This is a genomic window from Micromonospora sp. NPDC049139 (assembly GCF_055586845.1).
In genome coordinates, this window is sequence record NZ_JBVJHK010000008.1 from 143,391 (window position 1) to 159,551 (window position 16,161).

At 75.1% G+C, this 16,161-nt stretch carries 12 protein-coding genes; 7 read left to right on the forward strand and 5 right to left on the reverse strand.

Features of this window, described 5'->3' with window-relative positions; genetic code table 11:
* Nucleotides 1-543: 543 nt before the first annotated feature.
* Entirely contained in the window at nt 544-3,390 is a 2,847-nt protein-coding gene (locus ACZ6Q9_RS16555) for a helix-turn-helix transcriptional regulator (protein ID WP_393458865.1), read from the reverse strand.
* A 1,424-nt stretch (nt 3,391-4,814) separates the two neighbouring features.
* Between ACZ6Q9_RS16555 and ACZ6Q9_RS16560 the strand changes: the two genes are divergently transcribed.
* On the forward strand, nt 4,815-6,194 hold the full coding sequence (locus ACZ6Q9_RS16560) for an AMP-binding protein (protein ID WP_393458862.1): 1,380 nt from the start codon (nt 4,815-4,817) through the stop codon (nt 6,192-6,194).
* 103 nt (nt 6,195-6,297) lie between these two features.
* Here the strand turns inward: ACZ6Q9_RS16560 and ACZ6Q9_RS16565 are convergent, their stop codons facing one another.
* Nucleotides 6,298-6,759, reverse strand: coding sequence for a cold-shock protein (locus ACZ6Q9_RS16565; protein WP_393458859.1), 462 nt, complete (start codon nt 6,757-6,759; stop codon nt 6,298-6,300).
* A gap of 168 nt (nt 6,760-6,927) precedes the next feature.
* Between ACZ6Q9_RS16565 and ACZ6Q9_RS16570 the strand changes: the two genes are divergently transcribed.
* Entirely contained in the window at nt 6,928-7,587 is a 660-nt protein-coding gene (locus ACZ6Q9_RS16570; RefSeq protein ID WP_393458856.1) for a 4'-phosphopantetheinyl transferase family protein, read from the forward strand.
* Nucleotides 7,588-7,620: 33 nt separating this feature from the next.
* On the opposite strand, the gene ACZ6Q9_RS16575 is transcribed toward ACZ6Q9_RS16570, so the two are convergent.
* A complete protein-coding gene (locus ACZ6Q9_RS16575; protein ID WP_393458853.1) occupies nt 7,621-9,027 on the reverse strand; it encodes an acyl-CoA synthetase in 1,407 nt (468 codons plus the stop codon).
* A gap of 285 nt (nt 9,028-9,312) precedes the next feature.
* Here ACZ6Q9_RS16575 and ACZ6Q9_RS16580 point away from each other — a divergent pair, with 285 nt between their 5' ends.
* From ACZ6Q9_RS16580 to ACZ6Q9_RS16600, 5 genes are all read left to right on the forward strand, one after another.
* Nucleotides 9,313-10,017, forward strand: coding sequence for an HAD-IA family hydrolase (locus ACZ6Q9_RS16580; protein ID WP_396829296.1), 705 nt, complete (start codon nt 9,313-9,315; stop codon nt 10,015-10,017).
* A 247-nt stretch (nt 10,018-10,264) separates the two neighbouring features.
* Nucleotides 10,265-11,206, forward strand: a complete 942-nt coding sequence (locus ACZ6Q9_RS16585; RefSeq protein ID WP_393458847.1) for an ABC transporter ATP-binding protein — start codon at nt 10,265-10,267, stop codon at nt 11,204-11,206.
* Nucleotides 11,203-11,940 carry an ABC transporter permease gene (locus ACZ6Q9_RS16590; protein ID WP_393458844.1) on the forward strand — a complete coding sequence of 246 codons (738 nt, stop codon included), beginning with the start codon at nt 11,203-11,205 and terminating at the stop codon, nt 11,938-11,940. Before ACZ6Q9_RS16585 ends, ACZ6Q9_RS16590 begins: the two co-directional genes overlap by 4 nt.
* Nucleotides 11,941-12,200: 260 nt before the next feature.
* Nucleotides 12,201-12,446: a DUF5988 family protein gene (locus ACZ6Q9_RS16595; protein WP_393458841.1), complete on the forward strand. Its 246-nt coding sequence runs from the start codon at nt 12,201-12,203 to the stop codon at nt 12,444-12,446.
* 20 nt (nt 12,447-12,466) lie between these two features.
* Nucleotides 12,467-12,838: a VOC family protein gene (locus ACZ6Q9_RS16600; RefSeq protein WP_396829298.1), complete on the forward strand. Its 372-nt coding sequence runs from the start codon at nt 12,467-12,469 to the stop codon at nt 12,836-12,838.
* 130 nt (nt 12,839-12,968) lie between these two features.
* Here ACZ6Q9_RS16600 and ACZ6Q9_RS16605 read toward each other — a convergent pair whose 3' ends face one another.
* Complete coding sequence (locus tag ACZ6Q9_RS16605; RefSeq protein WP_393458835.1) at nt 12,969-14,690, reverse strand: NACHT domain-containing protein; 1,722 nt, start codon at nt 14,688-14,690, stop codon at nt 12,969-12,971.
* A 5-nt stretch (nt 14,691-14,695) separates the two neighbouring features.
* Complete coding sequence (locus tag ACZ6Q9_RS16610) at nt 14,696-16,147, reverse strand: VWA domain-containing protein (RefSeq protein ID WP_396829300.1); 1,452 nt, start codon at nt 16,145-16,147, stop codon at nt 14,696-14,698.
* Nucleotides 16,148-16,161 lie beyond the last annotated feature (14 nt).

Below are 16,161 nucleotides of genomic sequence, written 5' to 3' on the forward strand. Positions count from 1 at the left end.
ACACCAGCGTGTCAGCCCTTCTCGTACGCGGTGCGGAACCGGAACCCCGGCGCTGCCCGACACCGCTCCCCCTTGCCGGACGGCCGCCCCTCCACCGCGCCTACCGGGGGTAGGGGTGGAGCGCACCGGGCCGCCGTGCCGGATGGACCTGGAAATGTGTCGCCGGACCGCGCCGTTCAGGGGACGGTCCGTGCGACCAGGCGAGTCTGGCACCGGGGGGGTGGTGCGACAACGGGCGCGAGACCCCATCGTTTCGCGCGCAAACCTGCGGATCTTGTCCGTCATTAGGGGTTGCGCAATGCGCCGCAAGGGGTGTCGGGATTGGCCGGACGGCCGGAGATGACCACACCGTGAACGGCGGGTTTCGGTGGTACGCCTCGACGGTGCCACACCGCGGTTCTTTGGGGCAGGCCGGACGGCCGGAGTGTGACCCGATGAACAGCCGTCCGTGGTCGGTGGGCGGCGGCCGGCCGCCCGTGCCGCAGGGAGGCGGTCAGGCCGGGACGGCGAGCGCGGACGGCGCCGGTGGACGGCGGATGACGGTCAGCGGAACCGTGGTCCGCGTGGACGGCCCCCGGGTTCGCCCTGCCCGGGCGACGGCGGGTGCAGCAGGGTCGCGCCGGGCCGGTTCAGCCGCAGCCGGGCGGCCAGTTCGTTGCGCGAGTTGACGTGCAGCTTCCGGTAGATCCGGGTCAGTCGCTGTTCGATGGCGCTGACCGTCAGGAAGAGCTTCTCGGCGATCTCGCGGTTGGTGTGGCCCTGGGCGGCCAGGGTGGCCACCTGGGACTCCGCGTCGTTGAGCCCGTCCACCACCACCGCCGTGCCGGCGGGGCCCTCGGCCGAACCGGAGCCGGTGGTGGCCGTGCTGGCGCGCAGCAGCGGGATGCCGCACTCCTCGGCGAGGGCGCGGGCCGCCCGGGCCGCGACGCGGGCCTCCCGCCGGTCGCCGGCCTGCTGGTAGGCGTGGCCGAGGTCGGTCAGGTTGTGCGCCAGCTCCACCCGGTCGCCGCACTGCCGCAGCAGCCGGACGGCGCTGCGCAGGTGGCTGATCCGGTCCGGCCCGTCCTCCGTGGCGGCCAGCACCCGTAGGGCGGCGGCCCGGTAGCGCACCTGGACGGGCCGCAGCCGGGCCAACTCCTCCCGGACCAACTTCCTGGCCTGTTGGCGGCGGCCCATCCGGAGCAGCGCCCGGGCCGACTCCGTCCGCCACGGGACGAGACCCGAGAAGTCCAGTTGCCACGAGGTCATCAGCTGCCCACAGAGCTGGAAGTCGGCCAGCGCGCCCTCGGGGCTTCCCGCGGCGAGCGCGTGCGTCCCGCGGGCGTGCAGGTAGTGCAGCCCGAACGGGGTCTTGAACATCGCCGGCGGGACCGGCACCTGGAGGCAGGCGGCCGCGGCGTCGAGCTCGTCCATGAAGGTGAGGGCCCGCAGGCGGACGGCGAGCGGCATCCCGATCACCACCCCCCAGCCCTTCGGCGAGAGCTGGCCCAGCGCCTGGTCGGCCAGTTGCACGGCGCGGGGCAGGTCACCGAGCCGTCCGCTGACCAACGCCCGGAGGGCCGCGAGGGTCGCCGAGGCCGAGGGATGGCGCCGGGCGGCCGGACTGGTGCCCAGCCGGTCGCACCAGTCGCCGGCCAGGTCCAGCCGGTCTGCGTAGATCAAGGCGACGATGGCGCAGACGCTGGTCCACATGCTCGGCTCGTCGTCCGGCCCGCCGGTGGCCAGCGCCCGCTCGGCGTGCTCGACCACCGTGGCGTCGCCGCGTTCGAGCACGGCGGACAGCAGGAGGGACCCCTCGAGCCCACGCCTGACCGCGGCCAGGGTGAGCGGGTCCCGCGCGGCGGCGGTGGGTTTGGGCCGGCCGACCGTCACCCCTGGATAGAGGGTGGACATCCAGCCGGTCGTGACGAGCAGTTCGGCCGCGGAACGCGGATCCGCGCTGTCGGCCCGGTCGCTCAGGTGCTGGACGAGCTCGACGGCCTTGTCGATCTCACCGTGCCAGAGCAGGTACAGGATCGGCCCCGCCGCCTGCTGGCTGCTCAGGTGCCCGGCGCGGACGGCGGTGGCGACGCCGGTCAGGTGGGGGACCGCCGCCTGCGGGTCGAGCTGCCACTCGGCGCGGGCCAGCGCGGAGCGGATCCGCGCCCGCAGGCAGTCGCCGACGGCGCTCCGGTTCGCCCGGCGCAGGTACCGCAGGGCGGTCTCCACCTTGCCGTCGACCAAGGCCTGCTCGCCGGCGTCCAGCAGGCTCTGCGCCATCCAGGGCTCGGTCAGCTCGTCGACCTTGACCAGATGCGGCGCGACCCGTGTCGCTGGTGCGCCCTCGTCGTGCAGCAGGCAGGCCGCCTCCAGGTGCAGCCGGACGCGTTCCTCGGCGGTCATCCCGTCGAGCACCGCCTGGCCCACCGCCGGATGCCGAAACCCCGCCTCGGTGACCAGCCCGGCGCTGGTCGAGCCGTCGACGGCGCCCAGCGCGGACCGCGACCGGGCGCCGACGAGCTGGGACAGCAGGTTGCCGTGCAGGGGTTCGCCGGTCACGGCGAGCACCCGGGCGGCCTCGAGCACCGGGTGGTCGCAGCGGTACAGGCAGCTCAGCACGGCTTCCCGGAACGATTCGCCGGCGACGGGGTGGTCCGCGGGCCGGGGCGCGGCGGCCCGGTCGTCGGCGAGCGCGTGCACCAGCAGCGGGCTGCCGCCGCTGATCCGGTGGCTCTCCTCGGCGATGGTCCGGGCGACCGGGACGCCGAGGCGGTGGGCGAGCACCTGGAACGTCCCCTCGACGGTGAGCAGCGGAAGCCGGATGCGGTGCAGCCTCGCGGGTTGCATCAGCTCGGTGTAGACCTCGGGGCGCCAGGGCCTGGTGCGCGGCGCCTCGGTCAGCAGCACCAGCACGGGCAGGCCGGCGATCCGCCGGGCGATGTAGTCGAGGCACCGCAGCGACGCCACGTCGGCGTGGTGGACGTCGTCGACCGCGATGACGAGCGGGCCGCGCGTGGTCAGCTCGAGCAGGGCCCCGCCGATCGCGGCGGTGCTGCGGGCCGTGTCCTCGTGGTCGGCGCCGTCGACGTCGGCCCAGGCGAGGGAGCCCGCGTCCAGCAGCCGCCCGACCCGGGCCCGGTCGTCCGGACTCAACGCCGCGGCCCGGACGAGTTGGCGGACGACCTCCAACGGGACGGTGCGTTCGGCGCGGGACGCGCTCGCGCCGAGGACGCCCGCCCCGGCCTCGCCGGCCCGCCGGGCGAAGGTCTGCAACAGCGCGGTCTTGCCGGAGCCGACCGGGCCGGTGAGCACGGTCACCGTCCGGCCGGTGGGGGCGCCGCCGGTGGCGATCAGGTCCGCGAGCCGGCGCTCCAGCAGGTCGAGCTGGCACGACCGCTCGGTCAGTTCCATCGACGCGGCCCCCGGTGGAGCGGGCGGCCCGCGGTCACCGGGCACGCCACCTGCCCTGCGCGGCCCTGGAGCTCGACGAAATCGGAGACCGGCAATTCTCGACCCATTCCAGTTTTGGTTATATAGATCGCCGTCGAGGAGCGACGGGCAACCATCGACCGACTTGACCGACTGGCGGCTCCGACTTGCAGCCCACCAGTGCCGGCGATAATTCCCCAGCCCCCTCTTGGCCGGTCTCCCCCTATCGACCGCCGTGATGGTGGGAGTATGGCAGTTCGGCAATTGGGCGGCAAGCCGAGGTTTGTAAAGGATAGGCAAACATCGGTTCGGGTGTCCCTGCCGCCGTCATCACGCGTCGGGTGCGCAGTCCACAACGGAAAGTCGCCACCTGGTCCCGTAACGTGACCAGGTGTTGCGCCGGTCGTCGAGGTTGCTTTTCATGGCGATGTCGGCCATTGGTTGTCGCGCCTCCCCGTGCTAGGTGTGCGCGAGCCGCCCGCAGGGCCGCGAGCGAGCATTCGTCCCCGCCCGGCCCGGCGGGCCGTGTCGTCGTGCCGCTCGGGACCTGTCCGGTCGGTCGTCGGAGGGGCGGGCGGAAGCCGGCGCCGGTCGGTGTGGGCAGTTCAGCCTGGTGATGACGGCCGGGCGGGGCGAGCGTCCGCCCCGCCCGGCCGGTTCTCACGGCGGCGCGTGGCGCCCGGCGCTCAGGGTGCTGGTCGCGTCGCCGGTCGGTGGTCGGCCCGCTCGTCCCGGTCCGGTTTTCCGCGAGGTGCCGGATGCCTGGTGGGCCGGGGGAAACTGTGAGAATTCCTCTGTTTGCTGCGAGGTAATGCGTCCCCCGCCTGCTGGCGTGACCCCTCCGGTGGTCGCGTCGGCCGGACGGGAAGGGGCTTGCGTCGCGGCATCGTCCCAGGCATGCCCGATTCGGACCTTTGGGAACATTAAGCGATTATGTTGTTAAAAATGAATTATGCGCCCAGCGGTCGTCGGGAGCCGGTGCCGCCGTGCGTGCCGGGCCTGTTGAAAATTGAAAGAGTTTGGCTCGTGGAATTGATTTCCCGTCGCTCCGTCCGGTGGCCGGCCGACAATTCCGACGTCAATGCGGCTCCATTGTTCACCGCTCCTGCCGGACGGAATTCTCTCCACAGTGTCGCCCGGGAACCAGAACGCCCCGACCGCCGGTCGCCCAAGGCGACGCCACCTCGCGTCCTACCTGGCCCGCCGTCCCCGGGCAGGGGACCTGGCCGGGTGGCTAGGGGTTGTGCCGGACCATTGCGCAGCCTAATTTCGGGACACCCCGCGTCGATGGCGGGATGGCCGGATATGGGGCTGCTCGAACCCCATGACGTGAAGGGTCCTGTGGCCGTCGTGATGCCCCAGTCGCTGCCGCGACTCGCCCACGTCCCTGGCAGGGGATAACGGGGATGACACTGCTGCCGGCGCTGCGGGGATCGGGCGCGGACCGGGCCGATGCGGTCAGGATGGCCGGCGGCACGCTCTCCAGCGAGGCATTGCTCGGCTGCGTCACCGCGGTCGCCGACCGGATCAGGGGCGCGGGCGTGGTCGCGGTCGACGCCACGCCGACCCTGGAGACGGTCGTGGGCATGCTCGGCGCCGTCCACGCGGGCGTTCCGCTCGTGCCACTACCGCCCGGCGTCGGGCAGTGCGAGCGGAACCGCATCCTGCGGCAGTCCGGGACGACGGTTGTCCTCGGAGCGCGCCCGCCCGGCGGCGACCGGCTGCCCACGGTTCCCGTCGACCTGCGCCAGCGTTCCTCGACGCACCATCCCGAGCCCGAGCCGGGCGCCGACGCGGTCATCCTCTACACCGGAGGAGCCGCTGGGCCGCCGCGCGGGGTGCGCATCTCGCGTCGCGCCATCGCCGCCGACCTCGACCTGCTGGCCGCCGCCTGGTGCTGGAGTGGGGACGACGTCGTGGTCCAGGGCGCGCCGCTGTTCCGGGCGTACGGCCTGGTCGTCGGTCTGCTCGGCGCGCTGCGGGTCGGCAGCCGCCTCGTCCACCTCGACCGGAACGCCTGCGCGGGGCCGGCCGGCACCATGTACCTGGCGCTGCCCGCGCAGTGGGGGAGAATCGCGCGGGACGGCCCGTTGGCCCGGTCGCTGGCCGCGGCGCGGATCCTGATCTCCGCGGACGCCCCGTTGGCCGCCGCCGTGGCCGAGCGGCTGCGGCTGCTCACCTCGCACGCACCGGTTCAGGCATACGGTACGACCGAGACCCTCATCGCGCTGACCGGTAGGGCCGGCGACCCGCCGGTCGACGGAGCCGTCGGCACCCCCCTGCCCGGCGTGGAGACCCGGGTGCTGGACCGCGAGGACCGGCCCGTGCCGGCCGACGGCGAATCGGTGGGCGAGCTGAGCGTCTGCGGGCCGACGCTGTTCAGCGGCTACGTCGGCGGCGGCGGGCGGAGCGCGGCCGGTCCCTGGCACGCCACCGGTGACCTGGCGACCGTGGCCGCCGACGGGTCACACCGGATCATCGGCCGGCGGGGGCTCGACGTGGTGCACAGCCGGGGCCGGCGGGTGCACGCCGGCCAGGTCGAGGAGGCGTTGCTGAGCCACCCGGGCGTCCGGGACGCCGCCGTCGTCGGCACGCCGCACCACACGCTCGGCGAACAGGTCACCGCCTACGTCGTCGCCGACAACCTGACCGCGCAGGTGCTGATCGACCACGTCGGGCGGCACCTCTCGGCGGCCCAACGCCCCCGGCGGGTGCACTTCGTCGACGAGCTGCCCCGCACCGCGCTCGGCCGGATCAGGAAGTCCCTGCTGGTCGACGCCGGCTGACCCGGCCGCTTCGCACCGTGCGGCCTACTGTGCCCTGCGGCCGGTCCGCGTGCGCCGGCCGTCCCCGCCGTGGCCGGACGCTCCGGCCCGAGGCGGGCGGCGGTCAGCCCTCCACCCAGCCGTGCCGCCGGGCCAGGGCCAGCATCCGGGCGCGTACCGCAACGATCTGCGCCCCGGTCAGGTCCGGCACGGAGGTCACCAGCGCCTCGGTGGTCTCCGCGGAGAACGCCCGCTCGGAGAGCACGTCGCAGAGGCCCTCCTCGTCGTCCGCGCCGCCCGCGACCTGCCCGATCTCCCGGCTTCGCCCGCCGGCAACCGCCACACCGGCCCGGGCCGTCCCGTTCCGCTCCACTCCCGCGGGAGCGCCGACCACCCGCACCAGCACGGCCTTGGGGCCGCGGTCGGTCTCCACCGCGTCGTACTCCACCGGGACGCCGGGCGTCAACGCCCACTTGTCACCGTCCAGCATGTTCGCGTGCACGAACACGTCGTCGCTGCCGTCGTCCGGGGCGATGAACCCGTAGCCCCGCACCTCGTCGAACCGCACCACCTTGCCAGTGAGCATCGCTTTCCCGCATCCATCCGACCAATCCGCGGCCCCGCCCGTGGGCGGGGTACCCCCCCCAGACTGGCAGCCGCCCGTGCGGCCCGGCACCCGTACCCGACCCCTATGGTGCACCCTCCGGCCGGCGTCGGAGCGGTGCGGGTCGCCGCAGCACCTAACATCGGCGAGGTGATCGAGCAGATCCTGCCCTCCACCGTGGCGGTGGCCGAGTCGTTCACCGACCCCGCCGGCCTGACCCTGTTCCCCGAGGAGCAGGCGCTGGTCGCCGCATCGGTGGAGAAGCGCCGTCGGGAGTTCACCACCGTACGGCACTGTGCCCGCCGGGCGCTCGGCGAGCTGGGCTTCGCCCCGGTGCCTATCCTGTCCGGTGTCCGGGGTGCCCCGGTCTGGCCGGACGGCGTGGTCGGCAGCATGACGCACTGCGAGGGCTACCGGGCGGCCGTCCTCGGTCGTACGGCGGCGTTCGCCACCCTCGGGGTGGACGCCGAGCCCCACGCGCGGCTGCCCGACGGGGTGCTCGACGCGATCGCGCTGCCGGCCGAGCGGGCCCGCACCGCGGCGCTCAGCGCCGCCAGCCCGTCGGTCTGCTGGGACCGCCTGCTGTTCAGCGCGAAGGAGTCGGTCTACAAGGCGTGGTTTCCGCTCACCGGCCGGTGGCTGGACTTCGCCGAGGCGGACATCGTGCTCGATCCGGCCGGGACGTTCACCGCCCACCTGCTGGTGCCCGGCCCGGTGCTCGGCGGGGTGCCGGTGACCGCCTTCGCCGGCCGGTTCCTGGTCGGCCGGGGCCTGGTGGTCACCGCGATCAGCATCCCGGCGGTCGCCTGACCCGCCCGCACCGGGGTCGCCGCGGCCGACCGGTCAGTCCGCCAGCAGCCGGTTCTTCTGCACCTTCCCGAGGGCGTTGCGGGGCAGCGCGTCGACCAGGCGCACCTCGCGCGGCCGCTTGTGCGCGGACAGGTGCCGGGCCACGAAGTCCACCAGCTCCGGCCCGTCCACCCCGTCGCCCACCACGTACGCGGTGACCTGCTGGCCGAGGTCCGGGTGCGGGATCCCCACCACGGCGGCCTCCCGGACTCCCGGGTGCGCGAGCAGGGCGTCCTCCACCTCGCCCGCGCCGATCCGGTAGCCGCCGCTCTTGATCAGGTCGGTGGACGCCCGCCCGACGATCCGGTGCCAGCCGTCGGGGTCGACGGTGGCGACGTCGCCCGTGCGGAACCAGCCGTCCGGGGTGCTGCTCGCCGCGTCGGCGTCCGGACGGTTGAGGTACCCGTCGAAGAGGGTGGGGCCGCTGACCTGGAGCTCGCCCATCGCCCCGTCGGCCGGCAGCGTCGCGCCCTGCTCGTCGACCAGCCGCGTCCGCACTCCGGGCAGCGGCAGCCCGACGGTGCCCGGCCGGCGTGGGCCGTCCGCCCGGGCGCTCACCGTGATCAGGGTCTCGGTCATCCCGTACCGCTCGACGACCCGGTGGCCGGTGAGCGCGGCGAGGTCCGCGAAGACCGCCGCCGGCAGCGCCGCGCTGCCCGAGACGAGCAGCCGCGCCGGGCGCAGGGCCCGCGCCGCGTCGGGGTCGGCGGCGACCCGGGACCACACCGTGGGTACGCCGAAGTACATCGAGCCCTCGGCGGCCGCGTACCGCTCCGGACGCGGCCGGCCGACGTGGTGCAGCCGGCTGCCCAGCCGCAGCGGCCCGAGCACACCGAGCACCAGCCCGTGCACGTGGAACAGCGGCAGGCCGTGGACCAGCAGGTCGTCTGGCGTCCAGGCCCAGGCGTCGGCCAGGCCGTCCAGGCACGCGGCGACCGCGCGGCGGGAGATGACCGCGCCCTTCGGCGCGCCGGTGGTGCCGCTGGTGTAGAGGATCAGCGCGGTGCGGGCCGGGTCCGGCTCGGGGTGCGTGGTGTCCGAGCGCCGGGCCAGGTCGATCGGGACGACGGCTGGGCCCATGCTGTCGGCCGGGTGCTCCGCGCCGGCCGGGACCAGCAGCGCCGTCGACCCCGAGTCGCGCAGGATGTGGTCGCGTTCCATCGGCCCGGCGTCCGGCGGCACCGGCACGACCGCCGCCCCGGCGGTCAGCGCGCCGACCACCCCGACCACCGTCTCCAGGGTCGCGGTCGCCTCGATCGCCACCCGGTCGACGCCGCGCAGCTCGTCCGCGACCGCCGCGGCCAGCCGGCGCAGCTCCACCCCGGACACCGCCCGGTCGTCGACGCGGACCGCGTCCGGACGCTCGTCGGTGCCTTCCGAGAGCCAGCTCAGCAGTGGCATGGCGCGACCCCTTCTCCAGCGGCTCGGGCCCGGCGTCGGATCGGCCGGGCCGTGACCCGGTGTCGGGCCGGCCGGGCCGTGACCCGGGCCGGAGCGACCGGGCGTGACCGGGCGCCGGAACCGGGGGCACGGGACGCCGGTAGGGTCGGCGGTGCGCCGGTGGATCCGGGCGGGCGTGTGCCCGGCCGGCAGGCCCGGGACGACGATCCCGACCGTAGTCGGGGCGTCCCCCGGCCTGCCACCCCTACCGGCCGGCGCGGGGCGGACGGGCGGGAGGTGGCCTCGGTGGCCGGGGAGACGACGGGACGCGGGCCGGTGCCCGCGAGCGTCCGGGCCGTGGTGCTCGACCTCGACGGGGTGCTGGTCGACAGCCTCGCCGTGGCCAGGGAGGCGTTCGCCCTCGCGTACGGGGAGGTGGTCGGCGACGGCGTCGCCCCGGTCGAGGAGTACTGCCGCCATCCGGGCCGGTACCTGCCGGAGGTGCTGGAGCTGATGGGCCTGCCGGCGGCGCTGGCCGAGCCGTTCGTCCGGGAGAGCAACCGCCTCGCGCACCGGGTCACCCCCGTCGACGGGGTGCCGGAGCTGCTCGGCACGCTGCGGCGGCGGGGGATCGGCCTGGCCGTGGCGACCGGCCGCAGCGGCGTACGGGCCCGGGACCTGCTCGGCCGACTCGACCTGTTGCCGCTCGTCGACCACGTGGTGGGCTCGGACGAGGTGCCCCGGCCCAAGCCCGCACCGGACATCGTGCGGCAGGCGCTGCGGCTGCTCGGGGCCCGGCCGGCGGAGGCGCTCATGGTCGGTGACGCACCGAGCGACCTGCTCAGCGCGCGGGCGGCCGGGGTGGTCGCGGTGGCCGCGCTGTGGGGCGAGTCCGACGAGGAGGCCCTGCGCGCCGCCGGCCCCGACGTCGTGCTGACCCGGCTGGACGAGCTGCTGCCCCTCTGCCCGGCGCCCGGCCCACCCCACCGTGTCGACGGACACGCGCGGTAACCGGCCAACACCCCTGTCGCCGCGCCCGGCTGCCCGCCGAGACCCCTGTCCCCGGGTCGTATCCCGTTCGAAACCCCCGATTCGTCAACTGATCGATTGATTCGTACCTCCGTTGGACGGATGATGTCGGGCGTCGGCCGGCCTCGCGGGCGGGCTGGCGCTGGCACGTCACCGCAGCCGACGCCGCGATCAGCCGGGGGTCCCGCCCGCCCTGACGGCCGCCCGCACGTGAAGGAGGACCACGCCCATGCCGGTCATCGAAGTCGATCATCTGCAGAAACGGTACGGGGAGAAGGTCGCCGTCGCGGACGTCTCCTTCACCGTCGAACAGGGCGAGATCTTCGGCGTGCTGGGCCCCAACGGGGCGGGCAAGACCACCACGGTCGAGTGCGTGCAGGGGCTGCGTCGGCCCGACGGCGGCACGATCCGGGTGCTGGGGCTCGACCCGATCCGCGACCGCACCGAGGTGCGTCAGCGCGTCGGCGCCCAGCTCCAGGAGAGCCAACTGCCCGACAAGGTGCGGGTGTGGGAGGCGCTGGACCTGTACCGGTCCTTCTACCGCAACCGGGCCGACATCGACGAGCTGCTGACCGACCTCGGCCTGGCCGAGCAGCGCAACACCTACTTCCAGAAGCTCTCCGGCGGGCAGAAGCAGCGGTTGTCGGTGGCGTTGGCCCTGGTCGGGCGGCCCGAGGTCGCCATCCTCGACGAGCTGACCACGGGGCTCGACCCGCAGGGCCGCCGGGACACCTGGGACCTGGTCGAGCGGATCCGCGACCGGGGCGTCACCGTCGTGCTGGTCACCCACTTCATGGAGGAGGCGGAACGCCTCTGCGACCGGCTGGCGATCATCGACCAGGGGCGGGTGGTGGCGATCGACAGCCCGTCCGGCCTGCTCGACCGGGTCGGTACCGACCACCGGGTGCACTTCCGGCCCGACGAGCCGGTCGAGGACGCGCTGCTGCTCGCGTCGCCCGACGTGACCGGGGTGTCCCACTACGGCGCGGAGGTGATGGTGACCGGCACGAAGGACGTGCTCCAGTCGGTCCTGTCCGCGCTCAACGAGGCCGGCATCCGCTACACCGGGCTCCGGGTCGAGCAGCCCAGCCTCGACGACGCGTTCGTGTCCCTCACCGGCCGTGGGGGCCGGACCGCCACGCAGTCCCCGACCGACGAGAGGTCATCGTGAGCGCCCTGACGAAGCTGATCGCCGTCGAGACGAAGCTCTTCCTGCGGGAGCCGGTGTCGCTGTTCTTCGTCTTCGCCCTGCCGATCGGGCTGATGCTCGTCTTCGGGTTGCCGCAGCGCGCCGGCACGGCCGCCGACACCGGGCAGCACGCCGAGCAGACCTTCCTGCCGTCCCTCGCCCTGGCCCTGACGATCGGGATGCTCGCGCTCTTCACCCTGCCGATGGCGCTCGGCATCTACCGCGAACGCCGGGTCCTGCGCCGCCTGGCGACCACCCCGGTGCAGCCCGCCCTCCTGCTGGTGGCCCAGGTCGTGGTCAACCTCGTGATGGGTGTCCTCGGCGCCGTGGTCACCGCGATCGCCGTACGGTTCCTGCTGGACCAGCCGGCGCCGGCCAACTTTCCCGGTTTCGTGCTGGCGTTCCTGCTCGGGGTGGCCTGCCTCTTCGCCGTCGGGCTGCTGATCGCGGCGCTGGCGCCGTCCGCCCGGGCGGCGCAGTCGATCGGCCCTGCGCTGTTCTTCCCGCTGCTCTTCCTCGCCGGCGCCTGGCTGCCCCGGGACCGGATGCCGGCCGCCCTGGCCCTCATCGCCGACTACTCGCCGCTGGGCGCCACGGTGGACACCATCGGCGCGGCGTGGGCGGGTGCCAGCCCGCAGTGGGGGCAGCTGCTCGCCCTGGCCGTGACGGCCGTGCTCGGCTCCGTGTTGGCGACCCGCTTCTTCCGCTGGGAGTGAGCCGGCCGGTGGCCGGCGCCCGGGCGTGCGGAAGCATCGTCGCTGCCCAGGGCGGGTCCTAGGGGTCCGCTAAGGGTGTTCGGGCGGATGTGACCTGGATTACGTTCGCTGCGGAACGGGCGGCCGGCCACCGGAACAACGACGTTCGACCCGGAGCGTCCGTTCACCCCGGCAACGGGTGTCGTCAGACCTGTGTGGACGCGTCCGCCGGCCAGCGGCGGGCCCGTCCGAGGTGTGCGGAATGCGACGGAGGTCGTGCCATGAAGGACTTTTCGCAAGCTGATCCGGTCGCCCGGGACGTCGCCGGCGTCATCGATGCCGTCCTGGAGGGCGGCCCGGCCGATCTGCCGGCCGACCTGCGCAGTCACCGGGTGGTGCGGGCGGCGGAGAAGATCAAGGTCCGGCACTATGGAGGGTACGAGCACTTCGAGCGGGGCAGCGCCCCGGAGACGGCCGACGTGCCCGTGGTGTTCCGCTGGACCGGTCGGACCCGGATCGCCGAGTAGCGGAAGGGGGCACGAGTCGCATGAGGCCAGCGAACGACGGGCCGGGGCCCCACCTCTCGGTCAGCGACACGGCCGAGGTCGTCGCCTTCTACACGGACGTCCTCGACGCCGTCCAGCTCCAGCGGGAGTGCCTGCTCGACGGCCGCGTCCTGCAGGCGGAACTGGCCGTCGACGGGCACCGGCTGACCGTCAGCGAGTGGGCCGAGGCGGGGTCGCCGGCCGAGGGCCGGGACGACGTGCTGACCATCGAGCGGACCGACCCCGACGCGGTGCTGCGGCGGGCGCTGGCCGCCGGTGCCCGCGTCGAACCGCCGGCGGGTCCGGCGCAGCAGCCGACCCTGCGCGATCCCGCCGGCCTGTGCTGGACCGTCGTCGGGCCGCAGCCGGCGTAGGCGAACACCGCCGCCCGTCGGGCGACGTGACAGGAGGCCCACGCTCGTCCGAGCGTGGGCCTCTGCGGTGGCACGGCTGCCGCGGGAGGTCGCCGTGCGCGTCCGGGCCAGCCGGGTCGGGAGCCAGCGCTCATCGGGGGCGGGCGTTGCGCTTGCGTACGGCGAAGAAGAGCGCCGCGGCCCGGCGGACGTCGCCCGGCCGGCGCGGATCCGTGGCGACGTCGTGCAGCAGGTCCCGGTCGGCCCGGTCCGCGGCCAGCGTCATGAGCAGCGAGAAGCACTCCCGCGCGGCGTCCCGGCCGGCGGGGCGGTCCGCGCCGCCGGCCCAGTGCGTCAGCAGCGCCGCGAGCACGTCCGCCCGGAACGGGAGTGCGCCGGCCCCGCCCGTCCCGGCGCGGCCGGCGAGCAGGTGACCGGCGGCGATCGCGCCGTCCGGCTCCGCCAGGCGGTCCCGCAGGAAGGCCGGCGCGACGGCGGCCCGGCTGATCGCCTGCAACGCGACGAACCGCGTCGAACGGGTGTTCATCAGCGTCACCCACTCGTCGGGCCGCCAGTCCCGGGCCAGCGGCCCCGCCGCCAGGTATTCCACCAGGCTGGGCCAGACCGAGGCCAGGGTGTGCCGGTCGGCCCGGAAGAGGTTCGTGGCGAGCAGGATCTGCCGTACGTGGGTGGGCCAGTCGGGCAGTGCCCGCGCCGGGGGAGTCGGCGCGTGCGCCGCCGACCAGTCCACGACCGCCGCCACCGGATCGCCCCCGGTGACCGCGGCGGTCGCCGCCACCTCGACGAGTTCGGTGTGCCGCGCCACCAGCCAGGCGGCGATCGACTCGCCCTCGGGCGGGCAGCGCAGCAGCGCCTCGCAGGCGGCGTCCAGGCTGTCCCGGCCGCCGCGCAGCAGGGCGCGGACGAACTCGTCGAGCAGGGCCGCCGGGCCGGGCTGCGGGGCCGCTTCCGCCTGCCCGCCCTCCCACACCAGCACGGCGATGGTGGCGGTCAGCGGGTTGTGCACCGGGCCGGTGATGCGCTGGGCGTGGGCCCAGTCCAGGAACCCGCGCGCCGTGGCGTCGTCCGGGAACCACCGGGCGGCCAGCAGCGCGACGTCGGCGTCGGTGAAGTGCGCCAGGTGGTACGCCGCGTAGCCGTCGCTCAGCACGGCCAACTCGTCCTCGGCCAGGTGCCGCGTGGTCACCAGGAGGCGCCACGGCTTCGGCGCCGCGGCCGGGCCGGGGGAGCGGGCCAGGGTGGCGAGGCGGTTGAGCACGACGGCCCGCTCGTCCGGGTCGGCGACGGCGTCGACCCCGTCGACGCAGACCAGCCACCGCCGCCCGGGAGCGGGCGGCTGCTCCACGTCGAGCGGGGCGCCCTCCCGCGGGTACGCCTCGGCGAGCGCGGCGGGCAGCGGCTGGTGCACCAGGGCGGTGGCCGGCAGGCTCACCAGCACCGGACCGGGCGGGGACCGTCGCCGCCGGCCGCGTCCGGCGAGCCAGCGCTGCGCCGACCGGGCGCTCTCGTAGCGGACGAGCGCGGTCTTGCCGCTGCCCGGCTCACCGATCAGCAGCACGTTGCCGGCACCGGTGAGCAGGTCCGCCACGTCGACGCCGTCGCCGGCCGGGGCGAGCCGGGGCACCACCCGGCGCGGCACGTACACCTCGGACAGCGGCTTCACGTACCCGCCGAACCGGTGCGGGTGCACGATGCCGGCGTCCGCCTCCCGCTTCCAGACCGGGCTCAGCGCGGACCACCAGCCGCGCCGGTCCCGGTCCCGGGTGTACCGGCGGACGGCGAGGACCGCGCCGGCGAGCGCCAGCGTGCCGCTGACGACGCCGGCGACCTGGTTGGGGATCTCCAGGTCCATCGGCGTCAGGGCCGGCCGGCGCCGGGCCGGTCCGCCGCCAGGTGGTGGGCCCCGCATCCCTCGCAGTAGGCGCCGGTCTGCGCCTCGCCGCAGTGCCGCCACGGCGCGGGCGGGCCGGCCGGCGCGGACCGCTGCGCCGGCGGCTCCTGCGGCCCCCACCGGGAGGTGTGGTGGGACACGACCAGGGAGGACTGGGTCAGCCGGGCGTCCACGCCGGGCTTGAGGCGGACCCGGCCGCCGGCGGCGTCCAGGACGTCCACCACCCGGGCGAGCAGGACCACGTCGTCGTCGCGGCCCGCGGCGTGGGCGAGCGCCACCGCGCGGCCCAGGTGCTCCTCCGCCTCGGTGGTCCGGCCCGCCCGGGCGGCCGTCAGCCCGCGCTGGACCGCCGCCGCGTAGTCCTGCTGCCGGGTGTAGTGGGCGACGCTCTCGTTGATCTCCGAGTACCGCAGGGCGTCCTCGGTCCACTCCACGGTGATCGGCGCCTCGACCGGCTCGCCGTCCGCGTCGGCGTGGACGCTCACCCAGCCGACCCGCCGTCGCGCCCCCGGCGCCATCGCGTCGACCTCCAGGGCGACGTGGTAGTCCCGCTGGTCGTGCGGGCTCCACGCGCCGACCGGGTAGTCGGTGGTCAGCTCGCCGGCCGGCTCGCCGCGCCCCGTGAGGTCGGCGATCGCCGGGTGTACCTGCTTGACGAAGCGGACCCGGGTCAGCCCGGTGGTGCGCACCCGGAGCCGCACGTCGGCGACCCGGCGGGACATCGCGCGCGTCAGCACCGCCCGGAACTCGTCGGCGAGCCCGGCGAGGTCCTCCACCGGCACGACGGGGTTGGCTCCCAACGCCTCCGCGATGCCCAGCAGCTCCGCCGCGTCCCAGTCGTGCACGCCGTCGGCGGAGCCGATGGCGCGGCAGTCGACGGTGAAGCGCCCCACGCAGTCGTCCACCGCCGCCCGCAGGTCGGCCGGGCGCTGGGACTCGTTGCGGCCGTCGGTGAGCAGGATGACGTGCCCGATCGCGTCGGGCCGCGTGGCGAGCAGCCGGCGGGCCAGCAGCAGCCACGTGCCGATGGCGGTGCCGCCGTGCGGCGCCACGCGCCGCAGCGCGTCGCGGGCGGCGGCGCGGGTGCTCTCGTCGGCGACCGCCAGCCGCCGGTCGCGCGGGTAGACCATCGTGGCGTTGGCGGTGCCGGCCACCACCGCGAACGCGACCCCGTCCGGCAGGGCGTCGATGGCGGCGGCGGTCGCCTGCCGGGCGGCCCGCATCTTGGCCTGCGGCGCCCCCATCGAGCCCGAGGAGTCGAGCAGGATCACCTCGGCCAGGCCGTCGTGGCGGACCTCCCCCTCCTCCGGCTCCACGCCCTGCACGGTGGCGACGACGTCGACGACCGCTCCGTCGGCGGGCACGTACTCGGTGTGGTGCACGCTCAGGCGCAGCGGCAGACCGTTGGCGGGGGGCACGGGTGACCTCTTTC

Bases quoted from the DNA above. Each gene is read 5' to 3' on its own strand.
- ACZ6Q9_RS16555 (WP_393458865.1), bottom strand. From the start codon at position 3,390: ATGGAACTGACCGAGCGGTCGTGCCAGCTCGACCTGCTGGAGCGCCGG.
- ACZ6Q9_RS16560 (WP_393458862.1), top strand. From the start codon at position 4,815: ATGACACTGCTGCCGGCGCTGCGGGGATCGGGCGCGGACCGGGCCGAT.
- ACZ6Q9_RS16565 (WP_393458859.1), bottom strand. From the start codon at position 6,759: ATGCTCACTGGCAAGGTGGTGCGGTTCGACGAGGTGCGGGGCTACGGG.
- ACZ6Q9_RS16575 (WP_393458853.1), bottom strand. From the start codon at position 9,027: ATGCCACTGCTGAGCTGGCTCTCGGAAGGCACCGACGAGCGTCCGGAC.
- ACZ6Q9_RS16585 (WP_393458847.1), top strand. From the start codon at position 10,265: ATGCCGGTCATCGAAGTCGATCATCTGCAGAAACGGTACGGGGAGAAG.
- ACZ6Q9_RS16595 (WP_393458841.1), top strand. From the start codon at position 12,201: ATGAAGGACTTTTCGCAAGCTGATCCGGTCGCCCGGGACGTCGCCGGC.
- ACZ6Q9_RS16600 (WP_396829298.1), top strand. From the start codon at position 12,467: ATGAGGCCAGCGAACGACGGGCCGGGGCCCCACCTCTCGGTCAGCGAC.
- ACZ6Q9_RS16605 (WP_393458835.1), bottom strand. From the start codon at position 14,690: ATGGACCTGGAGATCCCCAACCAGGTCGCCGGCGTCGTCAGCGGCACG.